This is a genomic window from Spirosoma areae, from assembly GCF_054781775.1.
Genome location: NZ_BAAGTT010000016.1, coordinates 126,555 through 152,613, shown reverse-complemented (window position 1 = coordinate 152,613; position 26,059 = coordinate 126,555). Strand labels below are relative to the sequence as shown.

23 protein-coding genes and 1 pseudogene are annotated in these 26,059 nt (G+C 51.8%); 12 read left to right on the top strand and 12 right to left on the bottom strand.

Annotated features, from left to right (window positions below; genetic code table 11):
- Positions 1-17 precede the first annotated feature (17 nt).
- The 5 genes from ACYVI1_RS06705 to ACYVI1_RS06685 all read right to left on the bottom strand — a co-directional run bounded on the left by ACYVI1_RS06705 (position 18) and on the right by ACYVI1_RS06685 (position 8,282).
- A complete protein-coding gene (locus ACYVI1_RS06705; protein WP_460908074.1) occupies positions 18-1,475 on the bottom strand; it encodes an endo-1,4-beta-xylanase in 1,458 nt (485 codons plus the stop codon).
- A gap of 3 nt (positions 1,476-1,478) precedes the next feature.
- Entirely contained in the window at positions 1,479-2,381 is a 903-nt protein-coding gene (locus tag ACYVI1_RS06700; RefSeq protein ID WP_460908072.1) for a LamG-like jellyroll fold domain-containing protein, read from the bottom strand.
- Positions 2,382-2,556: 175 nt separating this feature from the next.
- On the bottom strand, positions 2,557-4,002 hold the full coding sequence (locus ACYVI1_RS06695) for a RagB/SusD family nutrient uptake outer membrane protein (RefSeq protein ID WP_460908070.1): 1,446 nt from the start codon (positions 4,000-4,002) through the stop codon (positions 2,557-2,559).
- Positions 4,003-4,029: 27 nt separating this feature from the next.
- The gene (locus ACYVI1_RS06690; protein WP_460908068.1) at positions 4,030-7,038 is read right to left on the bottom strand and encodes a SusC/RagA family TonB-linked outer membrane protein; all 3,009 of its coding nucleotides are present in this window, start codon (positions 7,036-7,038) and stop codon (positions 4,030-4,032) included.
- 497 nt (positions 7,039-7,535) lie between these two features.
- Positions 7,536-8,282: an IclR family transcriptional regulator gene (locus ACYVI1_RS06685; RefSeq protein WP_460908066.1), complete on the bottom strand. Its 747-nt coding sequence runs from the start codon at positions 8,280-8,282 to the stop codon at positions 7,536-7,538.
- 183 nt (positions 8,283-8,465) lie between these two features.
- Between ACYVI1_RS06685 and ACYVI1_RS06680 the strand changes: the two genes are divergently transcribed.
- From ACYVI1_RS06680 to ACYVI1_RS06665, 4 genes are all read left to right on the top strand, one after another.
- Positions 8,466-10,355 carry a heparinase II/III domain-containing protein gene (locus tag ACYVI1_RS06680; protein WP_460908064.1) on the top strand — a complete coding sequence of 630 codons (1,890 nt, stop codon included), beginning with the start codon at positions 8,466-8,468 and terminating at the stop codon, positions 10,353-10,355.
- 181 nt (positions 10,356-10,536) lie between these two features.
- A complete protein-coding gene (locus tag ACYVI1_RS06675) occupies positions 10,537-10,740 on the top strand; it encodes a hypothetical protein (protein ID WP_460908062.1) in 204 nt (67 codons plus the stop codon).
- Positions 10,737-10,994 carry a PIN domain-containing protein gene (locus ACYVI1_RS06670; RefSeq protein WP_460908060.1) on the top strand — a complete coding sequence of 86 codons (258 nt, stop codon included), beginning with the start codon at positions 10,737-10,739 and terminating at the stop codon, positions 10,992-10,994. Before ACYVI1_RS06675 ends, ACYVI1_RS06670 begins: the two co-directional genes overlap by 4 nt.
- Positions 10,995-11,020: 26 nt before the next feature.
- Positions 11,021-11,170: a PIN domain-containing protein gene (locus ACYVI1_RS06665; protein ID WP_460908058.1), complete on the top strand. Its 150-nt coding sequence runs from the start codon at positions 11,021-11,023 to the stop codon at positions 11,168-11,170.
- 169 nt (positions 11,171-11,339) lie between these two features.
- On the opposite strand, the gene ACYVI1_RS06660 is transcribed toward ACYVI1_RS06665, so the two are convergent.
- The 3 genes from ACYVI1_RS06660 to ACYVI1_RS06650 all read right to left on the bottom strand — a co-directional run bounded on the left by ACYVI1_RS06660 (position 11,340) and on the right by ACYVI1_RS06650 (position 15,391).
- The gene (locus ACYVI1_RS06660) at positions 11,340-11,819 is read right to left on the bottom strand and encodes a helix-turn-helix transcriptional regulator (protein ID WP_460908056.1); all 480 of its coding nucleotides are present in this window, start codon (positions 11,817-11,819) and stop codon (positions 11,340-11,342) included.
- A gap of 142 nt (positions 11,820-11,961) precedes the next feature.
- Complete coding sequence (locus ACYVI1_RS06655) at positions 11,962-12,771, bottom strand: class I SAM-dependent methyltransferase (protein ID WP_460908054.1); 810 nt, start codon at positions 12,769-12,771, stop codon at positions 11,962-11,964.
- A gap of 235 nt (positions 12,772-13,006) precedes the next feature.
- Complete coding sequence (locus tag ACYVI1_RS06650; protein WP_460908052.1) at positions 13,007-15,391, bottom strand: alpha-L-rhamnosidase-related protein; 2,385 nt, start codon at positions 15,389-15,391, stop codon at positions 13,007-13,009.
- A gap of 186 nt (positions 15,392-15,577) precedes the next feature.
- On the opposite strand from ACYVI1_RS06650, the gene ACYVI1_RS06645 reads away from it, so the two are divergent.
- From ACYVI1_RS06645 to ACYVI1_RS06625, 5 genes and pseudogenes are all read left to right on the top strand, one after another.
- Entirely contained in the window at positions 15,578-17,059 is a 1,482-nt protein-coding gene (locus tag ACYVI1_RS06645) for a xylulokinase (RefSeq protein ID WP_460908050.1), read from the top strand.
- 36 nt (positions 17,060-17,095) lie between these two features.
- Positions 17,096-17,320 (top strand): DUF433 domain-containing protein, encoded by a 225-nt coding sequence (locus ACYVI1_RS06640; RefSeq protein WP_460908048.1) that lies wholly within the window; start codon positions 17,096-17,098, stop codon positions 17,318-17,320.
- Positions 17,317-17,672, top strand: a pseudogene (locus tag ACYVI1_RS06635) (DUF5615 family PIN-like protein). The gene ACYVI1_RS06640 and the pseudogene ACYVI1_RS06635 overlap by 4 nt, the downstream one beginning before the upstream one ends.
- 57 nt (positions 17,673-17,729) lie before the next feature.
- Positions 17,730-19,070, top strand: a complete 1,341-nt coding sequence (gene xylA, locus ACYVI1_RS06630) for a xylose isomerase (protein ID WP_460908046.1) — start codon at positions 17,730-17,732, stop codon at positions 19,068-19,070.
- A gap of 61 nt (positions 19,071-19,131) precedes the next feature.
- Positions 19,132-19,593 carry a nuclear transport factor 2 family protein gene (locus ACYVI1_RS06625; RefSeq protein WP_460908044.1) on the top strand — a complete coding sequence of 154 codons (462 nt, stop codon included), beginning with the start codon at positions 19,132-19,134 and terminating at the stop codon, positions 19,591-19,593.
- On the opposite strand, the gene ACYVI1_RS06620 is transcribed toward ACYVI1_RS06625, so the two are convergent.
- Positions 19,594-20,412: an enoyl-CoA hydratase/isomerase family protein gene (locus tag ACYVI1_RS06620; protein WP_460908042.1), complete on the bottom strand. Its 819-nt coding sequence runs from the start codon at positions 20,410-20,412 to the stop codon at positions 19,594-19,596.
- A 111-nt stretch (positions 20,413-20,523) separates the two neighbouring features.
- On the opposite strand from ACYVI1_RS06620, the gene ACYVI1_RS06615 reads away from it, so the two are divergent.
- Together ACYVI1_RS06615 and ACYVI1_RS06610 are read left to right on the top strand one after the other, a co-directional pair.
- Positions 20,524-21,438, top strand: a complete 915-nt coding sequence (locus ACYVI1_RS06615; RefSeq protein ID WP_460908040.1) for a T9SS type A sorting domain-containing protein — start codon at positions 20,524-20,526, stop codon at positions 21,436-21,438.
- A 39-nt stretch (positions 21,439-21,477) separates the two neighbouring features.
- Positions 21,478-21,630 (top strand): T9SS type A sorting domain-containing protein, encoded by a 153-nt coding sequence (locus tag ACYVI1_RS06610; protein WP_460908777.1) that lies wholly within the window; start codon positions 21,478-21,480, stop codon positions 21,628-21,630.
- A 1-nt stretch (position 21,631) separates the two neighbouring features.
- Here ACYVI1_RS06610 and ACYVI1_RS06605 read toward each other — a convergent pair whose 3' ends face one another.
- Complete coding sequence (locus ACYVI1_RS06605) at positions 21,632-22,609, bottom strand: radical SAM protein (protein ID WP_460908038.1); 978 nt, start codon at positions 22,607-22,609, stop codon at positions 21,632-21,634.
- 62 nt (positions 22,610-22,671) lie between these two features.
- Complete coding sequence (accD, locus tag ACYVI1_RS06600) at positions 22,672-23,514, bottom strand: acetyl-CoA carboxylase, carboxyltransferase subunit beta (RefSeq protein WP_460908035.1); 843 nt, start codon at positions 23,512-23,514, stop codon at positions 22,672-22,674.
- A gap of 170 nt (positions 23,515-23,684) precedes the next feature.
- On the opposite strand from accD, the gene ACYVI1_RS06595 reads away from it, so the two are divergent.
- A complete protein-coding gene (locus ACYVI1_RS06595) occupies positions 23,685-24,131 on the top strand; it encodes a hypothetical protein (RefSeq protein ID WP_460908033.1) in 447 nt (148 codons plus the stop codon).
- Between the two features lie 76 nt (positions 24,132-24,207).
- On the opposite strand, the gene ACYVI1_RS06590 is transcribed toward ACYVI1_RS06595, so the two are convergent.
- The gene (locus ACYVI1_RS06590) at positions 24,208-25,935 is read right to left on the bottom strand and encodes a S41 family peptidase (RefSeq protein WP_460908031.1); all 1,728 of its coding nucleotides are present in this window, start codon (positions 25,933-25,935) and stop codon (positions 24,208-24,210) included.
- Positions 25,936-26,059: the final 124 nt, after the last annotated feature.

The following is a 26,059-nucleotide window of genomic DNA, read 5'->3' as shown; positions in this document are numbered from 1 at the left end:
GGGGGTTGGGGGTTATTTTAAAGTATAATTCGCGTTTCATTTTTTCCATTCTTCAAAAACTGCACCCGTTGCTCCAGTACCTTCTTTCCCTGCTTCACCCGCACGATGTAGTCCCCATAAAACCCCCGGAATTGAACGGGTGCTGTGTCCTTCGGCTGAAGGGTAAGCTTGGTTTTCCATTCGTTGTTAATTAGCTCATTCAGAACGGTGTACGACGGTTTCGGCGAGAAGTCGCCATTAACCAGGCCGCCGTTCCATTTGTCTTCACCCGCCACCGCCGTACCGTCGGCCACGTTCCACCAGATGATGGCTCCAACTGCCGGATGGCTGAACCAGAGCCGGTAGAAATTCCGGGTCATGGTCGCCTGCCGTTCGAGGCCCGTCTGGTTGTAGGGCAAGGTCGGTAGGGTGATTTCGGAAACGTGCAGCGGAACGCCGAACTGCCCGTATAAATCCAGCGCACGGTATAAATCGGTTGGGGTCATCGCTTTACCATTGGCGACGTCTTCATGCAGTTGTTCGTTGAAGAAATGGAACTGTAGGCCAATGCCGCCGATGCGTGCGCCTTTTGCTTTCAGGTTCTCGATGAGCAGGTAGTATGGACTGTATTCTTTCCGGTAGTTCTGCCACGAGGAGGTCGTTACTTCGTTGATAAACAGCTTTGTGTTAGCCGGGAACTGTTTTTGGGCTTCCTGAAACGCAAATAGGGCATAATTGCGCGGCAACGGAATTTGGAGGTGGCTCTGTAGTACTTCATTCACCACGTCCCAGGTTTGCACATCGTTCCCATAGCGTTCGGCAATTTGCTTCGTGCGCTGCGAAATGAGTCGCTTTATTTCCGTCGTATCGGTCGGTAGCCAGTCGGGAACGGCGTGAATCGGGTGGTCCCAGACGAGCGTGTGGCCTTTCGGCGTCAGGCCGTTTTTCTTACAAAACTCAATGACTGCATCCGGCGGGGGACGGCGGTAAATGGGTGTGCTGTTGGCCGCGAATCGCACTTTGCCCGGTTCCGGCTCCAGCGTTTTCCAGTAAAACGGAACACAGGCCGTATTGAACAGCAACTTGAAAACGTCCTCGTATTTGCGGTTTTCGGCTTCGGTTTTGAAACCGTTCAGCATGAAGATATTGGCTCCAAACTGGAACTCGTGCCGCACCTGCTGAATTTCTACCGTCGCGTTCCGAATCGGCTTGCCCTGCTTATCGGCGAGGGTGAGCGTAAAATCGCCTTTGCGGTGGGTTTCGATGCCCTGCTGAATACGTGTCTCTACAGCCGAATCCTGCCAGAGCGAGTCGTATCGGGGTGGTTGGGCCAGGGCGGTGGTGAGTTGAAGGACGAGAAGGCCGACCACTCCTAACCGAGCGTCGGCCCGTTGCTGTGTCCTCACAGCAACCTGCGCGTCAGCCGAGGTTGGGCTGCCGGACAGGTTGCTGTGAGGACACAGCAACGGGGACGGAGTAACGAGGAGTTTACGCATAAATCAGTTTTTTCGTAACGCCAACACCGGTTTAGCTAAAGCGAGCATTTCGTTGTTCGTCAGGGCGCGGTCGAAAACGGCTAACCCACCAATCTGCCCCCTGAACCGATTGCCCATGCCAGCCTTGAGAAGTACGGCTCCAACCGTAAAATCGGAGCCGTTATTGCCGATGCCGTTTGGGAAATAATACGGGTTTTTGGATTGAGTCAGCCCATTGGGATACCCCTCGAATCCAACGGTGTGATCGATCAATTCAGGTTCACGAGCCGCAAATACCCCATTGACGTAGGATTTTATATACGTGCCATCGTATGAAAAAGCGACGCAAACCCATTCATTGGGCGGAACGGTTTGTTTACTCGCCGAATAATCGATAGAATACGGAAACGGCGGTGTCGGTTTTCCGGTTTGGGAGATATGGCCGCAAACCTGATTGCGGCCATTGTAATGGGGTAGCGACACAAACAAACCGTACTGACGTTTACCCCCGTCCCGATACTCGTTCCACATCCCGCCCACAAATCCCGGTTGCGTACCTTTCCATTTGACATAGGCGACCACCGTTACTGCTTGATTCTTGCCAAAAATGTTCAGTTTCCCCGTTTCGGAATGGGGCATCGACAGATAGGCATCCGTTGTGAACAACGCTGAATAACCAGACAAAGGGCCTTCGTTGATTCGAGGCAATGTGCCACTCTCTTCCTGAAGGGTAAATTCGGCTTTGCCACGCGCCTTTCGAGCCTGACTTTCCGGTTCCCTGAAATCCCAGAACGCCACAAGGTTGGGCGTTTTCAGAACAATTGACTCGTTGGATGTCCTGCTCGTATCCGGTTCCGGGAAGGTGTAAGCAGCCCCCAAAAGACTGCCTGAACAAAAGATAATCAGCAACGTATCAACGTATCTCATACTGCTTTTCGGCCTAAATCCAGTGTATCACGATTCAAAAAATCAGGTAGCCAACCAGGTCGGCTATCTGACCCCGAACCAACGGCACAGGCCGCCCCGCTATAATAATTTCGGATTGAGGTCTACGATGCCGGTCAAAAAATCCGAAATCCGCAATCCAGAAATCCGCAATTCCTTAATACCCTGGATTCTGGTCCTTGGTCGCGTCCAGGGCCGTGTTGTAGTTGAGTTCGGAAACAGGAATGGGCCACAGCAGGAACTTGTCGGCTACGTCCTTGCCTTCAGCCGCTTTGATGTACTGCTTCGCGATGCCGAGCCGTTTGAGTTCGAGCCAGCGTTTGGCTTCGTACATGGTTTCCCAGCCACGCTCCCGAATCAGCACATCCATAAATGCCTGCTGATTTGTGAAATCTGCCGCTTTGAAATCGACACTCGATGCCGTGCCGGATGGGAGTCCGTAGGCCCGCCGATGCACCTGATTCAGCGCGTCGATGGCTGCCGCTGTTGGGCCGTTGGCTACGCGGCTGGCGGCTTCGGCATACATCATTAACACGTCGGCATAGCGATAAACCGGGTAGTCGTTGGCGGCCTGATTCTGGTTGGTGGCCAGCGGGTCGCGGTACTTGCGGTTTAGGTACGTGGTCTTTCCCAAGCCGATGTCCCAATTATAGAGGTTATACGGTTTTCGCAAATCCTTGTCGTCCCAGGCCGCAATGCTCTTGTTGGTCGTTGGGTCGTAGTAATGCCCAAAAAACCCGCCTGCCCCATGATACTTCGCGCCGGGGTGATGAGCGAACATCACCATCACCCACCCCTGATTGCTGGGCCGCGAAAACTTCAGATACCAGACTTCTTCGGGTGTCGTGACCACGTCGGCCCCGTATAGCCCCAGAAAATCCTCGGAACTTTTCACCTGAAGCAGCGAATACTTACCCGACTTAATCACCTCATCGGTTTTGGTGGCGGCTTCGGCGTATTTCGCCAGTTGCAGGTATACATCGGCCAGCAGCGTTTTAGCCGACCATTTGGTGGGTCGCCCTGACTGAGCGGCTTTGTCGGGCAGGTTGGCCTCGGCGAAGGTCAAATCGTCCTGAATCTGTTGGTACACCTGATCGACGGGCGCGCGGGTAATATTCGGCTCGGTCATGTTCTTCTCTGTCCGAAGCGGCACGGCTCCCCAGTTTCTGACTAAGTGAAAGTAGGTGAAGGCCCGCAGAAATCTGGCTTCGCCCACAAACCGGGCCACGTCGGCGGGGCTGATGGCTTTCCCGGTCGGCGCGTTCTGAATCACCAGGTTAGCGTTGCGAATCGTCAGGTAAAACTGGTCCCACATCTGCCCCACGCGGGTGACGTTTGTGTTGTCGAGGCCGGTATGGTCGTTGAGTGGCCCGTAGCTGCCCCGCCCGTAGATCAGTTCGGAGTAGGTTTCCTGCTGAATGGGGTATAGGCTACCCATTGCGTTATCAAAACGCAGGGCGCCGTAAATGGCGTTGGTAGCCGCTTCCACTTCAGAGGCTGTGTTATAAAACTGCTCGGCCGCCAGCGACTTGGGCGCTTCGATCAACTCTTTCTGACAGGACAACAGAGCCAGCAGCGGTACAAAAAGAAGTATCTTTTTCATGGATTGACTGCGTTAAGAACGAATGGATTAAAGCCCTACCCGTACCCCAACCGTTACGGTTTTGGCCGTTGGATAGCTGTAATGATCAATGCCCTGGTTAATCGAATTGCCGGAGCCGTAGGTATTTATTTCGGGGTCATACCACGAGTACTTCGTCAGTGTCAGCAGGTTCTGGCCGCTTACGTAAATCTGGGCGTTGCGTAGCCAGCCCAGGCCAAAACTGCTCACGGGCAGGTTATAGGCCAACTGAATATTTTTCAGCCGCACATACGAGCCGTCTTCAACGAAGCGATTGGAAATATTTCCTGATAAGGTTCGGGAAATGATGGGGTATTTCGCGTTTGGATTTGGGTTCGCTTTGGTCCAGTGGTCGAGGTACTGCTCGCGAAGCTGGTTCATACCAAAGTTCAGGTCGATACTCTGGTTTTTGCTCAGGTTGAAGATGTCGTTACCCTGCGAACCCTGGATAAAAGCGGTTAGCTCAAAGCCCCTGAACGACATGTTTGAATTGACCCCAAAAATATACTTCGGATTCGGGTTGCCGAGGTACGTTTTATCTTTGGTATTGATGACCCCGTCGCCGTTCAGGTCTTTGTAGGTGATGTTGCCCTTTTCGTTGTAGCCATTTTCCTGATAGCCATAGAAGATACCGAGCGGCTGGCCTTCCCGCAGCAGGTTGACGAAATCGTTGAGGGGTCCCACGAAGAAAGCCGTGCCGTAAATATCCTGTCCACCGTATAGTTTAAGGACTTTGTTGCGGTTAAAGGCTATATTGGCCGACACGTCCCAGCGAAAACCACCGGGCTTCAATTCGGGCAGGATGGTTGCGTCCAGGCCGAGTTCGACGCCTTTATTCTCAATTTCGCCCACGTTCCGAATGGTGCTGGTGTAGCCCAGCGAGGAAGGCAACTGCACATTATTGAGCAAATCGTTGGTATGCTTAATGTAGTAATCGGCGGTCAGGCGCAGGCGATTATTGAGGAACGACGCGTCCAGCCCGAAATCGGTTTGAATGGTTGTTTCCCATTTCAGGTTGTTGGGCAACCGCGTACCGGGCGCATAGGTCGTAAAAAGAGCGTCGTCGAATACGGTCTTACCAGAACCGAGTTGATTGAGGGTAGCATAGGGACTAATGGCCTGGCTGCCTGTAGCGCCGTACCCAACCCGCAGTTTCAGGTCGGACAGAAACGACACATTCTTCAGGAAATTTTCTTCCTTGACCTTCCAGGCGAAGGCCGCCGATGGAAAGTACCCCCATTTGTCGCCCTCGCTGTAGCGCGATGACCCATCGGCCCGGAAACTGGCCGTGAGCAGGTATCGGTCGTTGAAATTATAGTTGACCCGCCCCAGATAGGAGAGCAGCGTTGCTTTTGAATAGCTCGACCCAGGCGTATTGGCCAGCGAAGCAGCACCCAGGTCATACGTCTCGCTGAGGTCACTGACGAAGCCGCTGCCCGATGCGTTTAGGGACGTGGTTAAAAAATCCTGGTAGGTAAAGCCCCCCGTCACGGTCAGGGTGTGGTGGCCAAACGATTTAAGGTAGGTAGCCACGTTCTCGTTCAGCAGGCTAAGGTATTGGGTCGTGCTGACGCCCGCCGAACCTGCGGAGTTCACAAATTGCCGGGTCGTGTACGTATCGTTGCGATCATCTGAATTTTCGATACCCCCTGAGATACGGATCGATAGACCCGCAACGGGCTTGTAAGTGATTGCCGTATTGGCCAGCACTTTGTTCGAGCGAAGAATATCGGACTGCTGATACAGAAAATTAAGCGGATTAATCAGCACATTCGACAGGAACGGATAGGCAATGGACATATTCCGGTACGACCCGTCGTCAGCATACGGACTCAGCGTGGGGGGTGAAGCCAGAATGGCCGTCAGCAGACCACTACCCCGGTTGCCGATTGACCCATTTTTGCGGGACGTACTGATACGGCTCAGGTTTGCGCTGTAGCTGATGCTGAACTTCGGGCTGACGTCATGGTTGACATTGGCCCGAAGTGAATACCGGTCGTAATTGCTGCCGACCACAATACCTTCCTGCTTAAACAAACTCCCCCCCACCGAAAACTGGGTTTTCTCGTTACCGCCGTTTATGCTTAGGGTGTGATTGTGGAGGAGAGCCGTTCGGAAGGCCACATCCTGCCAGTCGGTGCCCTTACCCAGGGCCGAAAACTGATTTAACTGATCGGCGGTAAAATAAGGGGTCAACCCGTCGTTTGTTGCCTGCTCATTATAAAACTCGCTCCATTCGCGGGGGTTCATCAGGTCCAGTTTCTTACGAATCGACTGACTGCTGTAGCTGCCTTCGTAATCGACCGTGGTGCGGCCCGCTTTGCCTTTTTTTGTGGTGATCAGGACGACCCCATTCGCGCCACGAGAGCCGTAAATAGCGGTGGCGCTGGCATCTTTCAGCACCTCAATACTTTGCACGTCGGCATTGTTGAGCAATGTCGGATTGCCTGAAAAGGGAAAACCATCGATGACGTATAAAGGCTCATTGCTGCCCTGAATCGAGTTCGTTCCGCGAATTCGGACGCTGACGCCCGCGCCCGGTGAGCCGTTGTTCTGAATGACCTGTACGCCAGCCGCCCGACCCGCCAGCGCCTGTACAACGTTGGTGGTTGGATACGATGTGAGTTCTTTCGCTTTCACCTGCGATAAGGACCCGGTGAGGTCGCTTTTTCTGACTGAGCCGTAGCCCACCACGACCACCTCGTTGAGCGATTTGTTGTCCTCAGCCAGCGTAACGTCTATCTGACTTCGGTTGCCGACTGCGACACGCTGCGTAGCATAGCCGATGTAGGAGAAAACAACCGTGCTGTTTGCCGCAGGCAGGTTAAGCCGGTACGTGCCGTCGGCGTTGGTCGTCGTGCCAGTAGTCGTGCCCTCTACCGACACGTTCACGCCCGGCAAAATCGCGTTATTGTCGGCACTGATCACCTTCCCCGTTAAGGTTTGCGCCGAGCCTGACAGACTGCACAAACCGATGAACAGGACTGCCGTAAGCCATGTGTAAATCGTATGTTTCATAAGGGCAGAGGAACGGTTAATTTTATAATATAAAATTGATTTTTATTCTCTTACAATTGTAGGCAATAAAATGGGTTCACTCCAAATTATTTCGTAATTTTTTATAGATTTTTTACACAGACTATAGTTCTGATTTCAGAAAAAGGCATAAAAAAAAGGGCGGATGCCCTGTCGAATCACAGGATTCGTATTACTATCTAAAAATTAAGTACAGAAGCCTTTTTCATGCAGGATAGTACGGGCTCATTTCTACCCATCAACCGTAGGCAACCAGCAGATACACCAACAGAAAAGGTCTGTTCACCCGCCAGACGGTTTTCAGCTCGCCCTGCCGGTAATGAATAATCCCGGCGGGAATCCTGATAAACTCCAGACAAAGGGCCGCCAGCGGAGTGAATTAGGGCACCCGCTTCCGTAAACTGATTCAATTTATCACTAACTGGATTCATGCGGCCAATGAAACACCCACGCTTGCCAAAATACGTAAACGCAACACCCTAAGTCCCCTGTAGCAGCCGCTTATTAATCGTTGCCGCACATTGCCGGAGCGAATCGACAAGCTGCCGTTTGTCCAGAACCATATAGCGGTATTCGGGCAGATAAATACTCAAACTGGCCACCACGATGCCCAGTTTGTAAATCGGTACGGCCAGTCCGACTACGTGCCGGTTAGGAATGGTTTGCAGGGCCAACTCTTCCCGGCGCATGAGTGCAAGCGCGTCGTATAGCTGCATTGGCGATTGGACTTCCGGCCACGAATCGGCAAGCGGCAGCCCGTATTTACCAACAAAGCGTTCTATTTTTTCTTTCGGCAGCATCGCCAGCAGAAGCCGCCCGGAGGCTGAATCATACACCAGTTTTGTATCGGTGGTGCGAACCTGCAGGTCCTGCTCGGCAAAAGTCCGATAAATGGCAAGGCGCTGATTATCCTTCAGTACGGCTAATAAGCAATTCTCATTAATCAGATGAGTCAGGGCATCCATCTCCTCGCGGGCGGCTTCGAGCAAATCTTTCCGATAGGCATCGTTCGCCGTCAGGCCGTAAGACTGCGACCCCAGAATATACCCTTTTTTTGCCCCGATTTGCTCAACGTACCCGCGTGCAACCAATGTCTTTAGAATGTTGGCGCAGGTGCCATGATTTAAGCTCAGCCCATCGGCTAAATCGCCCAGGGCTTTTGGCTTTTCGGGTTCGTTGGCGATTTGTTCGAGCAGGTCGAGCGCCCGGTTGATAACCTGAATCATGATGGCTGAATTTTACAATGCAAAATAAGCACTCTTTAGCCTAAATAGAAAGGCCTGGTTAATATCGGGTAAACAGACCGGCTTTTTGCCTTCTCTATTTTTATCGGATTTCCCCAACGATTGTGAGCCGAATAAAGGCCCGCAGCCGTTCTGAACAGCCTACTATTCAATCACTCGCTTCTCATGAGCACTGCCCGTTCACTTGTCAACTTCCTGATTCTTTTTCTTCTCCTCTACTCATCGTCAGTGGAGGCACAGGTCGATCACCTGGCATCAGTGGGTAAGCTGCCCGACCACCCCCGCCTGCTACTCCTGAAAGGGGAGGAAGAAACCATTAAGCGCACCGTAGCCGCCGACCGAACCTGGGGCAATTTGCAACAGGCCATCCTAACCGAATGCGACGCGCTACTCAACGAGGCACCGCTGGAACGCATTAAGATCGGGCGACGGCTGTTGTCTACCTCGCGGGAAGGCTTGCGCCGGGTGTTTTTCCTGTCGTATGCCTGGCGCATGACGCAACAGGAAAAGTACCTCAAACGGAGCGAAAAAGAGCTACTGGCCCTATCGGCCTTTACCGACTGGAGCCCAACGCATTTCCTGGACGTGGCCGAAATGACGATGGCCGTGTCCATTGGCTACGACTGGCTTTATCAGGCCTTATCGGAGCCGTCGCGGGCAATTATCAAAGAAGCTATTCTGAAAAAAGGCATCGAGCCTTCGCTGCTGCCCGCTAACAATGGCTGGCTGAAAAGCACCAACAACTGGAATCAGGTTTGCAATGCCGGTATGGCCTACGGAGCCATTGCGCTCTACGATGATCAGCCCGACCTGGCGAAAACCATCATCAACCGGGCCATCAACTCGGTGGCGCTGCCTATGAGCGAATACAGCCCGAACGGGGCCTATCCCGAAGGCTACAGTTACTGGGGCTACGGCACGAGTTTCAACGTCATGCTGATTAGCGCGCTGGACAAACTGTTTGGTAAGGATTTTGGCTTATCAAATCAGCCCGGCTTTTTAAGCACAGCCGGGTTCCTGGAGAACATGACGGGGCCATCGGGGATGGCCTATAATTACTCCGATTCGGGACTTAGTGGCGAACTGCAACCGGCCATGTTCTGGTTTGCCGGCAAACGCAACGACCCATCGCTGCTGTGGGTCGAGCGGGATCGGCTGGCAACAAATGACGCAACGCAACACATCAAAAACCGTCTGCTTCCGGCCACGCTGCTCTGGAGCAACGGGGTCAAATTATCCAGCATGACGGAGCCGAAAGCGACCATGTGGGTGGGCGCGGGAAAAACGCCCGTGGCCCTGATGCGGTCGTCCTGGTCCGACCCGAACGCGGTTTATGTGGCCGTAAAAGGTGGTACGCCCTCATCGAGTCACGCGCACATGGATGTTGGGTCGTTTATTCTGGAAGCCGATGGCGTTCGGTGGGGCATGGACTTCGGGATGCAGAATTACGAGTCGCTGGAATCGAAAAAAGTGGACCTGTGGAACATGAAGCAGGAGTCGCAGCGCTGGCAGGTATTTCGGTATAATAACTTCGTACACAACACCTTAACATTTAACGATGAGCTGCAGCGGGTTGATGGAAAAGCGCCCATAACCCACTCATCGGCCTCGCCCTCCTTCATGAACGCCGTCATCGACCTGTCGGAGGTTTATACAGGAGCGGTGTCGAAGGTCAATCGGGGCGTTGGGCTGATAAACAGGCAATACGTGGTGGTTCGGGATGAAATCGAAACACTGCCCACAGAAACCGTCGTCCGCTGGACGATGCTGACACCGGCCTCGGTGAAACTGTTGGATAACCACCGGGCCGAACTGACAAAAGACGGAAAAAAATTACGTTTAGAGGTCAACGAACCCGCCAGTGTGACGCTGAGAATCTGGTCGACCGAGCCACCCAACGACTACGACGCGCCCAATCCGGGAACCATGCGGGTTGGTTTTGAGGTGAAACTTCCGGCCAATACCAAAACCGCTCTCACGGTTTTGCTAACTCCCGAATCGGGGGCCAACAGTACGAAACAAATCGTGCCACCGTTGGCAGACTGGCCGCGTTAAGCTGAGAGTTTGAGACGGAGTCATTAAGGGTCGTTTACATGATAATGCCTCTTTAGGCAATCTTTTGCCCATCTTGATATTACATAGACGACCGTATGTATTGTATCAAGAGGGGGCAAATTAAGCATTCCTCTGACTATACGGCTAAAAATATGGTATATTTGACAAAAGGGTAAACTGCATGGTTATCACACGACAAGACAAAAACATTCTTATACAGACAAACGGCTCTATTAATATGGAGGCCGTTCAAAGGCTTATCGACTACATAAACGTATTAGAAATCACGTCTCAAAATCAGGGAACAGCAGAACAGGCCGCTGAACTGGCCAGAGACGTTAATAAAAAATGGTGGTCAGAGAATAAATCCCGCTTCCTGCCATGATTGTTGTCGTTGATACAAATATTCTGTTCAGTGCCTGCATCACGCCAAATAGCAAAATCACAGAAATCTTACTTAGTTCATCATCTCGTGTCGAACGGATTAGTTGCCACTACCTTTTGGCAGAATTGTTCAGACATCAAGCCAAGCTTATTCAACTGTCTAAACAGCCTGCCGATAAGGTCGCAATTGTACTTTACAGTTTTTTCAGGCAGATGGAATTTTTCAACGAAAATATCATTGAAAAAGAACACTAGCAGGAAGCCGACCGTTTAACGGTTGCGTGGATTCAGACGACATAAACTTTGTCGCGTTGGCTTTACAAAAATCGGCTTTGTTGTGGACAGGCGATAAAATTTTGACTACGCATTTAATAGCAATGGGCTTTAATCGTGTTATTACGACAGGAGAATTATACGAAACGATTTTATAATCATTTTTTATTTCGCCTTAAAATCTAAAGCGACGTACACACTTGTCACAGTGTTAATCAGCTATTAGCTCTGCGGGCTCCGCCGTCTGAATGAATTTGCCAGTTTTTGTATCTATACCAAAGGCTGATGAGAGCTTAGTACTTTGACCATTGTCAACGGCCGTAGTTCTCAAGTATTTTCCTTTATCATCGAACTGTTCATAGAAAAAGTGTGGCTCTGATGTTTCATCAAACTGAACAGTGTATAATTCGCCCTTCTTTTTTCTAAAATGTCATTATGTGCCCTTACTTCAACTCCCACTGAATCCTTATTCCTAGACCGACATGTAACATTCGCCTTTATATCTATCTTACTTACTGATAACTCTCTACCAGGTGAGTGCAACATTATTGGGGTATTTGGGAGCGGTGTAATTCGAAAATTGCCCTCGACCGTAACATCCTCTTCAAATAAAAGAATATTACGCTTGTGGGCTTCTTTTTGAACACCTTCCAACATGGATTTTTGCGCCCCTAATTGGCCATGAGTAAATTGGGACAGCGTTTTCCTGGTGACGCCTAAATCTTTGGCAACATCGGTTATTGATCGTTCAAGCGGCTCCAAATACAAACCCTTAAACACCTGGCTTGGGTGGAGTGAACTCTTCATTGGGATCTTAACGGGGTTATATCCCATGCTGTTTCTTCTATTCCAATGATAGTCTAAATAATCATACTTTCCAACCTATCATTTTTCTCTTACAACGCAAGGGATCGTCAGGTTAGCCGTGAGGAGACTGTTGCCCGTCCGTTCAGGAACTGCGTGGTTTCAGAAGTACGCAAAAATTAGTATGAATTTTTTCACCTATAAATAACGGTAATTTTTGGGTGAGTTTTTCAACAGTAAAAACCAGCTTTTTGGGTAATACGGCTAACACTTTTTCTAACTTTATATGACCACTGGTTAGCGGGTTGTTATAATAACTCACTGCGACAACCTCTAAACCAGCCCGTTCGGCAAGCGTTCTAATTTCATCGAGGTGAAGCAAAAAAATATGCCCATCCGAATTGGGGCCGAATTGCTTTGATTCAAACACACTGGCGTCTTCGAACGTGGTAAATTTAGGAAGGCTATTTTTAAAATACGACCCTAAAGGCGTTGAAATAACAATGTATCCATCTGGCTTAATCAGCTTTGAAAGCTTATGCATGAACTCGTCTGGATGGGCTACGTGTTCAATAATTTCTGTGGCCAGAACTACATCAAAAAGATGGTCGAACTTAACATCAAATACGTTGCCTACTTTGTAATCTATCGCCCCGAATTCATGCTTCATCCGTACATAATCAGCTAATTCAGCCCGAATGTCATTCCAGGTTACCTCATAACCCATTTCGGCCAACTTCAGGGAGAAGTTACCCTGTGCGGCCGCAACGTCTAAAATTTTATCCCCCTTTTTGGCTACACGTTGAATGAGCGCAAGCGCATGATCTCTACGGTTCTCATAGGCGTATCTATAGCCAAAGTTTTTCTTCGATTCGCCATATACTTCTAATAAATCATACGGATAAGAATACTTCCAGCTTTCTTTCCAATCTTCCTGTAAAATGACTCTTTTCATCGGTCAGAGGAGGTTTAATGAGGATATAATTTATAAGGCTCTATACTTCTATTTGCCAAATTATTGAAGAAATCCTGACTGACAAGCAAACATCCAATTAATTCCTGCGTCAGGCTTAAAAGGCCCTGTTTATGTGACCAGATTAACAAACTTATTGCCTTACAGCTTAGTAGAGTCATCTGTATGGAACTTGACCCTCTTTTTATGAAACGGCTCACCAAATACAGTCCGCTTTTTACAAACTTATTGTTTGCTTCCCCGCTTTCAGGGCCAGGGTTTTTCCCTTCCAGCGCAGGGTGCCGGTCAAATCGGTGGGAAGCGTTACGCTGCCGATTAAGCCACCCGCCGGGGTCTTCTGAAACTGGACGGCAATCTCGCCCGATGGGTGGGGCATCTTTCCGTCTACGCTGGTTAAATCACCCAGAAAGGGCTCGATACGCACGGTGCGGAAACCCGGTTCGCCGGGGCGAATGCCACAGGTCGTCGACAGGAATTCGTACAACGGTGAGGCACTCCAGGCGTGGCAGTCGGAGCGGGTAGGTTCGGGCTGTTCGGCAAAGGTGGTCAGGCCAATGGCCAGCATGTCGCGCCAGGGTTTTAGCTGGGCAATGAACTGGTCGCCGAGGCCTGTTTTTTTAAGGGCCTCAAATAGGTAAAATTTGAAATAAAACGTGGTCTGTGTGAGCGAGGTATCTGTCATGGTTTTTTGCAGGAGAGCGGCCTGCTGCTCCACCGGAACGGCGTTGGTCAGTACGGCCAGAATGTTGGCGTGCTGACTAAAAGTGCTCCGGTCGGGTGTGTCGGCGAATAAGCCGCGAGCGGCATCCCAACATTGGGCATAGACCGCTTTGTTGAGTTTCCGGGCAAGTTCGCGGTAATATTCGGCGCGTTCGTTCTGACCATAGTGCGCCAGCAAATCGCCCGCCCGGAAGTAGGTGTAGGCCTGTTGCAGCGACAGAATGCTCGACCCGCCTTTTCGGGCACCCGCCGGAACACCCCCGGCAACCTCGTCTTTAGCGTTTTTCCAGGCCGACCAGTCCACAAAATTCCACCATTCGAGCGGCCCGTTCAGGCCGGTTTTGGCAATACGCTGTTCGTGCCAGTTCAGAACGCTCAGAATACCGGGCAGCATCGACTTCACAAACGCATCATCCTGCCGGTGCATCCAGTAGTCATGAACCATGCAAACCCAGAAGAGCGAGAACGTCGGAATCACCTGAAAATCAGCCGATGGGTAGCGGCTTTGGGTTAGTCCGTCGTTGAATCGGCTGTGATCGTAGTCCAGAATGGCTTTCCGCATCAGTCGGTCGTCGCCGGTAACGTAGAGCGAAATCAGCGACTGAATGCGCGTGTCGCCGGTGTATTGCAGTTGTTCGTAGTAGGGGCAATCGAAGTACGTTTCGCCCGCGCAGAGCCGGGCCGTTCGCCAGCCCACATTCCAGATACTCGTCAGGGTCGTATCGTTGGCCATGAACCGGGCTTTTTCCTCAAACGGATAGCCCGTAAATTTTCCCACTAAATCCTCCAGTATCAACGGTTCATCTTTCGTTTCAATCGTGAGTTGCAGATACCGATACGTCCGAAACCAGAGCGGTCGAAACGTTCGTTTACTGGTTCCATCCGCCACAAGCTGGTCGTCGAACCCGCGCATGGTTCGGCCCTCTACGTCGTTGCGGTTGCCTTTTTTACCCTGAGCATCAATCAACGCTTCGGCGTAGGATAGTGTTACTACGGCACCCTTACCCCGGCTCACAGTCAGTTCGGGATAGGCATTGGTGAGGTAACTCTGGTCGAGCAGAAAGATGGCTTTCGTATTGGCCGGAACCGTTACGGGTGACTTTCCCTGCAAAAACGTATTATCTATTTTGCCGTTTTCACTCCGCCGAACCGTTACCAGCCGAACGGTACCCTCTTCCATCATGGGAATCGTGCGCGGCACTAAGCCCCAGTTGCCGTCGGTGCCGAGTCCGCGTGGTTTCGTCGGAAAACCGAGCGGTTTGGCCGCTACCCAGGCTTTGTCGTCAAAATTCGGCTGCTCCCAGCCCCAGGGGTATTTAGCCGCGTCGACCCGGTCGCCATCACCGGCAACGATATAGGTTCTGAGTTTGGGAATGTCGTTTTTGATGGGCGAGTAGGCCGGATTCTGGAAAATCTTCCAGGTGGCATCGGTATTGGCCATTTTTTCGGCATCTCCATTGCCCTGCATCAGAAACCCCAACTGGTAGCTCATCTGGGCGAAGGGTGCGCCCTCGCCCATGTACCACACCTGAGCGGCCAGCACGTTACGCCCCGCCTGCAAATAAGGCGCGAGATCGAGGGTTTCGTAATTCCAGTTTTGCGTATCGCTGCGAGCCGGCCCCATTGCTACCGACCGCCCATTGACGAACAACCGATACCGGTTATCGGCCGACACATGCACGACAAAGCGGGCCGGTTTCTGCGGTAACTCAATGGTTTTTCGGACGTGATAAATACCATACTGCCGGGCGGGAGCCGTTGGGTGCAGAATCCAGCGGGCGGGCCAGTATTGGGTTGTCCAGTCCGTTGGCTGTTGCGTTTGTCCAAAACTAATTGACAAAGTCGTTAAAAAAAGAACAAGCAGGGTCAGAGGGCGTTTCATACGAGCGCAAGATAAGCGACATTTCCACAAGTTGTTTTTGGACAGGCTTACAGGATTCATGGGATTTCGCTCAAGTGAAAATCCTGTCCAAAAAATAAACTTGTCCTACACCCTATTTCTACTCTATCTACTGATTTTCCCCTTCCCGTTGTACTTTCGCAACAGATTTCTTAACTCCTCAACCAAATGTACTTTCTTGGATTCGACCTCGGCAGTTCGTCCGTCAAAGCGTGTCTACTCGATGCCGACAGTGGCAACGTCGTTGCCTCCGCGTTCTATCCCCAACCCGAAATGGTCATCGACGCCCCGCAACCGGGTTTCGCCGAACAACAGCCTGAACTGTGGTGGCAGAATGCCTGTTTAGCCAGTAAAGCGGTGATGCAGGAGGCCAACATCCGGCCCGGCGAGGTGAAAGCCATTGGCATTTCGTATCAGATGCACGGTTTGGTAGTGGTCGATACGAATTTCAATGTGTTACGCCCCTCCATTATCTGGTGCGACAGCCGGGCCGTTTCGTATGGCAACGAAGCGTTTGATGCCCTCGGACACGACCGCACGCTGCACCATCTGCTCAATTCGCCGGGCAATTTCACAGCCGCTAAACTTGCCTGGGTAAAGGCCAACGAACCGGACGTGTACGCACGGGTGGCTCATTTCATGCTTCCCGGCGATTACCTTGCCGCCCGCATGACGGGCGATATCGTAACAACGGCATCGGGTCTGTCGGAGGGAGCATTCTGGGATTTTCAGGCGCACCAGCCCGCTCAATTTCTGCTGGATTACTTCGGGTTCGACCCGGCGCTTATTCCGACCATCAAACCAACGTTTGCCCCCCAGGGCGAACTCACCACATCGGCAGCCACCGAGTTGGGCCTTGCTGCCGGAACACCCGTTACCTATCGCGCGGGCGACCAACCAAATAACGCCTGGTCGCTGAATGTGCTGGAGCCGGGGCAGATTGCGGCTACCGCCGGAACGTCGGGTGTGGTGTATGGCGTAAGCGACAAGGCGCAGTATGACCCCAAATCACGAGTCAATACATTTCTGCACGTTAGTAACACCATTCAGGCACCCCGATACGGGGTTTTGTTGTGCGTGAACGGCACGGGCATTCTCAATAGCTGGCTCAGAAATCAGGCCCTGCAACGGTCGGTTAGTTATGCCGACATGAACATCCTGGCCCAGCAGGCTCCCGTCGGCGCCGATGGGTTAGTATGTCTGCCATTCGGCAACGGCGCCGAGCGAATGCTTGAAAATGCCGATTTGGGCGCGTCGTTTCACGGACTGCAACTGAACCGGCATGGACTGCCGCACCTGATTCGGGCCGCGCAGGAAGGCATCGTGTTCGCGTTCTACTACGGCATTCAGATTATGGAAAGCGTGGGCGTTGGGCTGCAAACCATCCGGGCGGGCGAGGCCAACATGTTCCTGAGTCCACTCTTCCGCGACACGCTGGCTAACCTGACCGGCGCTACCATCGAACTCTACAACACCGATGGCGCACAGGGAGCGGCTCGCGGGGCCGGACTGGGGCTGGGCCACTACAAAAACGCGCAGGAAGCCTTCACCGGCCTGCACGTCACCAAAACCATCGACCCCGACATGCGGGCGCAGGACGCTTATCGGGAAGCTTATGAGGGGTGGCTGAATAAGTTGGAAGCAAAATGATCGTTTGTAATTAGATTTGTCGAAACAAATAAAATCATGGTTGACTATCGTCAGATTATCACAATTGAACCTGGCAAGCGAGGTGGGAAACCCTGCATTCGGGGTATGCGAATCACTGTTGGCGATGTTCTCGGCTGGTTAGCGGCTGGTATGACGATGGATGAGATTATAAGTGACTTCCCCGAATTGACAAAAGATGACATTTATGCCAGCCTGGCGTTCGCAGCCCATAAAGAGAACTACCTTCGAGTTGCGGCATGAAACTTCTCCTTGACCAAAATATTTCGTTCCGTGTTGTCAAAAAATTAAAGGAGCATTTCCCCATTGTTGAAGGCGTTAGAGAAAACGGGCTGTATGACAAAGACGACCGGGCGATCTGGGAGTTTTGCGTAAACATGATTATACAATTATTACGTTTGACGAAGATTTGTATAATTTAACAACACTTTATGGCCCTCCTCCGAAAATCATCTGGCTACGAACCGGTAATTTAGCCAACGGGCAGGCCGTAGAATTACTCGTTTACTACAAGCCTGCAATTGAGTTTTTTGTTGAGGATGATTTGATGGAAAAAGATGGCTGTTTAGCCATTATGGCGTTGCCCGGAGAGTAAGGAGAAACTACCTTTGGCTTTCTTTTTCAATCAAGTATTCCCTCAATTCCTGTTTTCATGTCTGACGTTAAGCTAACCCTCGGCGAAAAAACGTATTTCCCGTTTGTCGAGAAACCCATCCAGTACGAAGGGCGCGAGTCTGATAACCCGCTGGCCTTCAAGTTCTACGATGCCAACCGGCTCATTCTGGGCAAACCCATGAAGGACCTGTTCCGGTTTGCAACGGCTTACTGGCACACGTTCTGCGGCACCGGGGGCGACCCCTTCGGTCCCGGCGTTAAGCATTTCCCCTGGGATGCCAAGGCCGACCGGCTGGCAGCCGCCCACGATAAAATGGACGCAGCTTTCGAGTTTATTACGAAAATAGGCATGGAGTTCTACTGCTTCCACGATACCGACGTAGCGCCGGAAGGCAGTTCAAACGCGGAGTTTGAGAAAAATTTCCGCGCCATTGTTGATTATGCGAAACAGAAGCAGGCCGCCAGTGGGGTGAAACTACTGTGGGGAACGGCTAATCTGTTCTCGCACGAACGCTACATGAACGGCGCATCGACTAACCCCGATTTCCACGTATTGGCGCATGGCGGCTGGCAGGTGAAAAACGCCATCGACGCGACGATTGAACTGGGTGGGTCGGGCTACACCTTCTGGGGTGGTCGCGAAGGGTATATGTCGCTGCTGAACACCAACATGAAGCGCGAGACGGAACATCTGGGTAAGTTCCTGCAAATCAGCCGGGATTATGCCCGCAGGCAGGGCTTCAAAGGCGCGTTCTACATCGAGCCAAAGCCCATGGAGCCGACTAAACATCAGTACGATTTCGACGCGGCTACGGTGGTAGGATTCCTGAATCGGTACGGTTTGCAGGATGATTTCGAACTAAACCTTGAAACCAACCACGCTACGCTGGCCAATCATACCTTCGCGCATGAATTGCAGGTAGCCGCCGACAACAACATGCTCGGCAGCATCGACGCCAACCGGGGCGACTACCAGAACGGCTGGGATACCGACCAGTTTCCGGTAGATGTGTATGAACTGACCGAAGCCATGCTGGTGATTCTGGAAGCGGGTGGCCTGAAATCGGGTGGCGTCAACTTCGACGCCAAAACGCGCCGGAACTCCACCGACCTCGACGACATTTTCATTGCCCACATTGGCGGCATGGATACGTTCGCCCGCGCAGCCATTGCCGCCGAAGCCATCCTGAACAAATCGCAGTATAAAAAACTACGTGCCGACCGCTACGCCAGCTACGACTCCGGCGAGGGCGCCCGCTTTGAGAAAGGTGAGCTGACGCTCGAAAACCTGCGGGAATACGCCATGCAAAACGGCGAGCCGAACCAATTGAGCGGTAAGCAGGAATTGTATGAAATGATTGTGAATCAGTATATTTAACCAGCGAGACCTAAAAGGTTTTTGAAACCTTTTAGGTCTTTTCCACCTAATCAGCCCAACGTTGAAAACGCTACTCCTCCTCCTCGCTTGTCTTCCCGCCCTGGCGCAAACCAGCGCTGACGAAGCCGCCGTTAAAACCACCATCAAACTTATGTTCGACGGGATGCGAAAAGGCGACTCGACGCAGGTGAAAAATGCTTTCATGTCCGGCGCTTCGCTGCAAACAATCGCCAAGAGCAAGGAAGGTGAGGTTTCGGTGCGGAACGACGACGTTAGTAAGTTTGCGGCCTCTGTGGCTAAGGCTCCTGTCTTTGCACTCGATGAGCGGCTGTCGGGGATGGAGATTAAAATTGATGCCGAACTGGCAACGGCCTGGACACCCTATGTGTTTTATTACCAGGAGAAAAAAAGCCACTGCGGTGTCAACGCCTTCACGCTCGTTAAAGTGAGCGGCAACTGGAAAATTCAGAGCATTATCGACACACGCCGGAAAGATAATTGCCCGGATTTACCGAAGCCGTAATTAGCTCCTCCCCCACCTGGGCGGTCGCTTCTCCAGAAAAGCCGCCATGCCTTCTTTAGCGTCGGGGGTTTGCTGGAGTTCCCGAAATTGGTCGTATAAATAAGCCTGCTGTTCAGTCGACGGCAGGTTTTTTAGTTGCTGGTGCGCCCTCAACCCAAACTGCATGGCAGTAGGCGAAAACTGCTTTAGTTCATTCGCCAGGTCCGAAATGGCATCATCTAATTCGTCGGTGGGCACTACGGCTGTTACTAACCCAATTGTCAGTGCATCGGTAGCGGTCAGGATTCGGGCGCGAAGGCACAGGTCGAGGGCGGTGCGGGCGGGCATAATGTCGAGCAAAACGGCCAGCACCTGAAACGGAAACAAACCCCGCTTCACCTCCGGCAAACTAAATGTTGCCGACTCGGCCGCCACTACGTAGGTGCTGCCGCCAACCAGCAAAAAACCACCTGCATAGACCGGTCCCTGCACCCGCGCAATACAGGGTTTGTGCAAACCTGCCATTAATTCTCCCAGCCGAACGGGCCCTTCGGGTTCAGGAATTGAAGCCGGTTGGGTATTTCCTGACGATAAACTTTTGAGGTCCATACCGGCACAAAACGTATCGCCCGCAGCCGCCAGCACAACTATCCATACATCGGCCGTATGATGAGCATACGCCAGCGCAAAGGCAATTTCGGCCAGCATCGGCGGGTTGAGCGCGTTCTTTTTTTCGGGGCGGTTCAACGTAATCGTCAGCACATGATGGGTGAGCGAGGTGAGCAGGTAGCGGAAGCCCGAAGCGGGCAATTGAGCGGCTTGATTGGCGGTGTAAAGCATGAGGAAAGGTAAGTAATACCTTTTAAAAAATCTTTTACACCAGGCATATGGCTATGTGTCCATTTGGAGTTATTCAGATAACTCCAACTCTTCTTTCCTGCTTAACTCCATATGAGAACGTTTCTGTTTTTAGGCCTGCTGGTAAGCACTCAGACTGCACAGGCTACCCATTTGCGCGGGGGCTACATTCAGGCAAAGCCCGTTTTGGGTTCATCGCTCACGTATCAGGTGACCGTATTACTCTACCTGGACGAAGCTCAGGGGAAAGCAGCCGCCGATCAGGCCAATGAGTATGTGGTCTGTTTTGGCGACGGCACAACTGCGACGACCTATCGCGCAAGCCGGGTCTACATAACAGACAGAACCGTAAGCGTTAATAGCTATACGCTTATCCATACCTATGCCGGACCAGGTACGTATGCCTTAACGGCCAATTTGCCCAATCGAAGCGTCACCAAAAACATCACCGATGCCAGCAATCAGTTATTCACCTTAGCCACAACGATTTCGACAAACCCAGTAAACCAGACCCCCACGCCGGGCTTTCCTGAAAGTGGGTTTCGTATTGGCGTCAATCAACAGGCAACTATTTCACTAAAAGCGACGGATGCCGAAGGTGATAGTTTGGTATATGGTTTAGCGAAGGCGCTTACCAGCGCAGGTAGCGAATCATGCAGTCGGCGCGTGGTATCTTCGTACCAGTTTCCGAATGACGTAACCCGTCGGGGCACATTTAAACTCAATAACCGCACGGGCACTCTGGTTTGGGATTCCCCTACTCAGGCGGGTTACTATAGCATTGCCCTCAACATAGACGAATACCGAAATGGCAGTCTCATCAGCCAGACTGCCCAGGAAATTCTGTTTATTGCCGACGACACACCTGGCCCGTCCAGCCCGATTCCACCCTACGAACCGGCCTTTGAAGGTGCTATTCTTACGGCGGTAACCCAGTATGCCGACTCCGATGTGCAGATCATCGCTTTCCCAGGCCCGGTGGACGACCGCCTGCAGGTGGTTATCTAAACCAGTAATCCAGCAACGGCTACCCTACAACTCACCGACATAAACGGTCGGAAACTGCACGAACTGAGGTTCAGCCGGGCGGCACGACAACACGAACAGGTTATTGATATGGGCAGCCTCACACCAGGGGTTTATCTGCTCCGCGCTCTTGTTGGCGGGCGAGTTATAATCCGAAAGATTGTGAAGAGATGATTTATAGCAGTTGCTTCCAGGTGCCTTTCACCCAGTTGTATTTGAGGGTGCTGGGCAGGGCATGCCAGAAGTATTTAGTCACCTCTACCGCAAAGGACGGCTGCATGTAACAGTTGATGGCACAGCCCTCGCAGGCGGGCAAACGACCCTCTAAAGCCACTACTTTCTGAACCTCGTCGGAACGATACAGGTCAAATAAATTGTCGTTTATGGCGAAATCTTTTAGCCCCAGGTGGTAGCAGGGCAGCACGAGTTTATTTTCGGGCGAGATGACAATCGTTGTGCTTGCTGCCCGGCAAACGGGGTCTTCAATATGGTTACCGCCGTCGCGCCGAAGCTCAATAAACCCCTCATTCAAATAAACGTTTTTCTGCTTGCCCCACCGCGACATCTGCCGCAGTGCATCTTCCGAAAAACGATCGCCGGTATCAACGGCATTGTACTCGAATACAGGGTTTAGAATGAGTACCAGATCGTTTGGCAGGCAAATTTCCTCGTGCATCTGCCTGATTTGATGAACGTTATGATCAAAAACAGTGAACAGAATGTCGGGGCGTTCGCCCAGTTGCCGGGCAATGGCAATGGACTCCATTACCTTGTCGAAGCACTTCACCCCACGGGAGCGGTCATGTTCGTCGGCTACCGGCGAATCGAGCGAAAAATGCAGCATATCGACTAATCCCCGCAGCCGGTCGGCTTGTTTGGGGTAGAGCAGGGCGTTGGTCGTGACGGTGGTGATCAGGCCAAGTTGTTTAGCCTCATGCAGCAGTTCGGGCAGTTGGCGGTGCAGCAGCGGCTCGCCCCCGGTGAAATCAATTACGCGAACGCCTAATTTTTTGAGGTCACGAAAATTCTGCCGGGCGTTCTCCAGCGTGACATAAGGCGAAGGCCGCTCCCAGATGTCGCAAAAACTACAGGTCGCATTGCAGCGATAGGTCAGGTAGTAGTTGCACAGAACAGGACGGCGAATAAGGCGCATGGGGCGGGGGGCGCGGAGCACGGGGCGCAGAGCATTCCCGGCTCCATTCCCCGCCCACCAGGCTACAGTAACATTCTGAACAAACTCACCACTTTATCTTTCAAGTCTTTCCGGTCAACGATAAAGTCCAGAAAACCGTGATCGAGCACGAATTCGGCGCTCTGAAACCCTTTGGGCAGATCTTTGCCGATGGTTTCGCGGATAACGCGCGGCCCGGCAAAGCCAATCAGGGCTTCGGGTTCGGCAATGTTGAAATCGCCCAGCATAGCATAAGACGCCGTGACGCCCCCCGTTGTCGGGTCGGTCAGAAGCGAGATGTAAGGCAGTTTAGCTTTGTCTAACAGGGCCAGTTTGGCAGACGTTTTGGCCATTTGCATCAGCGAAAAACCGGCCTCCATCATCCGCGCCCCACCCGACCGGGAAATCATGAAAAAAGGCGTTTTGTTCTCAATGGCGTAGTCAATGGCGCGGGCTATCTTCTCCCCCACTACCGACCCCATTGAGCCGCCAACGAAGTTAAAATCCATCACGGCCATTGTCACCGTCAGGCCGTGCATGGGGCCGTGGGCCGTTCGAACGGCATCGTTCAGGCCGGTTTTGGCAATGGTTGCCTTCACCCGCGCCGGATAGGGCTTGGTGTCGACAAAATTCAGCGGGTCAGCCGAGTGCATACTGGCGTCGAGTTCGATAAACTCATTTTCATCAAACAGGATGGAGAAATAAGCTTCAGACCCAATTTTTTCGTGGTAATTGCAATGAACGCAGGTGTAAGCATTGAGTTTATGCTCCCGCGTCTGCATGGCTTTTTTGCAGTTCGGGCATTGATACCACAACCCATCGGGAGCTTCCCGCTTCATTTCGGTTGGGGTCTGAATACCCTTATCTTTTCGGACGAACCAGGACATGTTTAAAGAAATAAGTAGCAGCAAAGGGCCGTAAAGGTACGAAGAAATCAAGACCAAGAGGTACACCTTACACGTGGGGTACAGGACAAGTTCTTTGAGGATAGACAGGATTACAGGGTTTACGGCTCATTCGGTTTTTTTATGGTGTAGAAAGTTGTTGATTTGCGGCTATGAAACACGTGTTAACCGCTTTTCTTCTGGGTATGACCCTATCGGTCTTTGGTCAGGCTTCGGTAGCGTATTATCCCTTTCGTGACCTTGTTACGGTCAGTACCAATGCCGACCGCGCCTTCTGGCTCGATGCCCGTGTACAAACCAATACCTTATTTGGGTCGCTGAGCACCACCATCTGCCCGATGATCAACGTGGCCAGAAAGGCACAGGTGAATTACTACACAGGGCTGGGTATTCGCTTTAATGCGCTGAACGGCATCGACAACCGCGATATTCTGGAAGGGTATTCGTTACACATCGGGGTCAGGATAAAACCGCTTACGTTCATGCCTAACCTGCGCGTCGCCTTCGAGATTGCCCCCTACTCCCGCAAGGATTTCAAAACGGGTAACCTGCAATCGTTTTTAGGGCTGGCCTATCAGTTTAGTAAGAACGTTAAGTAGCGAGGTGCCGGGTGCGCGGAGCAGGGCGTACAAACCTCACACCCCTGCTCCGCGCACCCGGCACCTCGCTACCTGTCTACTTCTGATTATACGTGAACATGCCGTGTTCAAGTTTATCGGCCCGATCGAAGAGCGTCAATGCTTTCTGATAAGTCTCGTCGTTCTGACCAATGATCCGGAAGAACTCGTTGTTCTGCCCGGCTTTGTTGGCTTTTTGATACACCGTCCGCGCCACGAGGGCTTTTATCTGGTTGCGGATATAATTTTTCGAGCGGTTGTATTCTTTCTCGTTAAACTTAATGCCCTCCTCGGTTGCATCTTTCACCAACCGGCTCATTTGCTCATCGTTAATTGTAACCGTGCGATTGAATTCCTCGAACGACAGTTTCTCTAATTTCTTCCGGTTGTCGTTCGTGTATTCCATCGCAAACTCGCGGATGATGCTCTTGCCGTATAGCTGCACCAGATAGGCAGTCTGCCAGGTCGAGTCTCTCGGAATGAAATAATCCGGTGTGATGCCCCCCCCGCCATACACGACCCGGCCACCATCGGTTTTGAACTTCAGTTTGGGATCGTTTTTAATCGAGTCGGCAATGTAGTATTCGCCCCGTTTCGAGCGGAGTTCGAGGTCTTTTTCATAATCACCTTCCTGGCCCGGCACATAAGGTTTCTGAATACTTCGACCACTGGGCGTGTAGTACCGCGAGATGGTCAGCCGCAGTTCAGACCCGTCGGAAAGCGTCACCGGCATCTGTACGAGACCCTTCCCAAACGACCGCCGACCGGCAATCAGGGCGCGATCATGGTCCTGTAGGGCACCCGCCACAATTTCTGACGCCGATGCACTTCCTTCATCGACCAGAACAACCAGGGGTCCTTCTTCAAATTGTCCGGCAAGGCGGGCATGAGTCTGGCGGTCGTACCGATTGTCTTTACCATCGGTATATACCAGCAGTTTATTACCTGAAATGAACTCGTCGGCAATGTTAGTGGCCCGGTCCATATAGCCGCCGGGATTATTCCGCAGGTCCATCATCAACTGCGTCATACCCTGCGCCTTAAGCGAAGACAGGGCCGTTTTAAACTCGTCGTAGGTTGTTTCGGAGAAGCGATTGATTTTAATATAACCCGTTTTGGCGTTAATCATGTAAGCGGCATCGACCGAGTAGGTCGGAATCCGGTCGCGGGTAACGGTATAGTCTTTGGGTAGCTTATCCGTTTTCCGCAGGATCGTCAATTTAACGGTTGTACCTCGTTTGCCACGAAGGGCTTTAAACACGGCACCGTTTTCCAGTTTACTGCCAGCTAACGGCTTATCGTCTACTTTAATAATTTTGTCGCCACTTTGAATGCCAACAGCTTCCGACGGGCCACCGGCTAAGGGTGTAACCACATATACGGTGTCTTTGTAAATATTGAACTCCACTCCAATACCGTCGAACCCCCCTTCGAGCTGCGACCGTGCGGCAACAGCATCCTGCGGATTCATGTAGGCCGTGTGCGGGTCGAGTTTCTGGAGCATTTTCTCAATCGAATAATCAACCAGCTCGTCCGTATTGACCGAATCGACGTAGTTATTTTCGATTAATTGTAGAATCTCGCGGTATTTGGTGTAGCCCCGCCCGATGGTATTCAGGCTTTTGGTACCGCCAAAAAACGTGGCGCCAATGAGCATTCCTCCGGCGAGTGTAATACCCAGGAGCATGGGCAGCCGAACCGTTGCCCTGTCGTTCTGAATGCCATTTTTTGGTGTGGTTGCTTTACGACCGTCCGGTTCGTTCGCAGCATTATTTATCTCATCCATTCGTCCGTATCTTAACAGGTGTCGTTTACACTCCCATAACGTTTTGAAGGTAACGAAATGTTTGCCAGAATGGATTATATATTGTTAAAAAAGTCGATAGTCAGTAAATGCCAATGTCAATCTT

Bases quoted from the DNA above. Each gene is read 5' to 3' on its own strand.
- ACYVI1_RS06705 (WP_460908074.1), bottom strand. From the start codon at position 1,475: ATGCGTAAACTCCTCGTTACTCCGTCCCCGTTGCTGTGTCCTCACAGC.
- ACYVI1_RS06700 (WP_460908072.1), bottom strand. From the start codon at position 2,381: ATGAGATACGTTGATACGTTGCTGATTATCTTTTGTTCAGGCAGTCTT.
- ACYVI1_RS06695 (WP_460908070.1), bottom strand. From the start codon at position 4,002: ATGAAAAAGATACTTCTTTTTGTACCGCTGCTGGCTCTGTTGTCCTGT.
- ACYVI1_RS06690 (WP_460908068.1), bottom strand. From the start codon at position 7,038: ATGAAACATACGATTTACACATGGCTTACGGCAGTCCTGTTCATCGGT.
- ACYVI1_RS06685 (WP_460908066.1), bottom strand. From the start codon at position 8,282: ATGATTCAGGTTATCAACCGGGCGCTCGACCTGCTCGAACAAATCGCC.
- ACYVI1_RS06680 (WP_460908064.1), top strand. From the start codon at position 8,466: ATGAGCACTGCCCGTTCACTTGTCAACTTCCTGATTCTTTTTCTTCTC.
- ACYVI1_RS06675 (WP_460908062.1), top strand. From the start codon at position 10,537: ATGGTTATCACACGACAAGACAAAAACATTCTTATACAGACAAACGGC.
- ACYVI1_RS06670 (WP_460908060.1), top strand. From the start codon at position 10,737: ATGATTGTTGTCGTTGATACAAATATTCTGTTCAGTGCCTGCATCACG.
- ACYVI1_RS06660 (WP_460908056.1), bottom strand. From the start codon at position 11,819: ATGAAGAGTTCACTCCACCCAAGCCAGGTGTTTAAGGGTTTGTATTTG.
- ACYVI1_RS06655 (WP_460908054.1), bottom strand. From the start codon at position 12,771: ATGAAAAGAGTCATTTTACAGGAAGATTGGAAAGAAAGCTGGAAGTAT.
- ACYVI1_RS06650 (WP_460908052.1), bottom strand. From the start codon at position 15,391: ATGAAACGCCCTCTGACCCTGCTTGTTCTTTTTTTAACGACTTTGTCA.
- ACYVI1_RS06645 (WP_460908050.1), top strand. From the start codon at position 15,578: ATGTACTTTCTTGGATTCGACCTCGGCAGTTCGTCCGTCAAAGCGTGT.
- ACYVI1_RS06640 (WP_460908048.1), top strand. From the start codon at position 17,096: ATGGTTGACTATCGTCAGATTATCACAATTGAACCTGGCAAGCGAGGT.
- xylA (WP_460908046.1), top strand. From the start codon at position 17,730: ATGTCTGACGTTAAGCTAACCCTCGGCGAAAAAACGTATTTCCCGTTT.
- ACYVI1_RS06620 (WP_460908042.1), bottom strand. From the start codon at position 20,412: ATGCTTTACACCGCCAATCAAGCCGCTCAATTGCCCGCTTCGGGCTTC.
- ACYVI1_RS06615 (WP_460908040.1), top strand. From the start codon at position 20,524: ATGAGAACGTTTCTGTTTTTAGGCCTGCTGGTAAGCACTCAGACTGCA.
- ACYVI1_RS06605 (WP_460908038.1), bottom strand. From the start codon at position 22,609: ATGCGCCTTATTCGCCGTCCTGTTCTGTGCAACTACTACCTGACCTAT.
- accD (WP_460908035.1), bottom strand. From the start codon at position 23,514: ATGTCCTGGTTCGTCCGAAAAGATAAGGGTATTCAGACCCCAACCGAA.
- ACYVI1_RS06595 (WP_460908033.1), top strand. From the start codon at position 23,685: ATGAAACACGTGTTAACCGCTTTTCTTCTGGGTATGACCCTATCGGTC.
- ACYVI1_RS06590 (WP_460908031.1), bottom strand. From the start codon at position 25,935: ATGGATGAGATAAATAATGCTGCGAACGAACCGGACGGTCGTAAAGCA.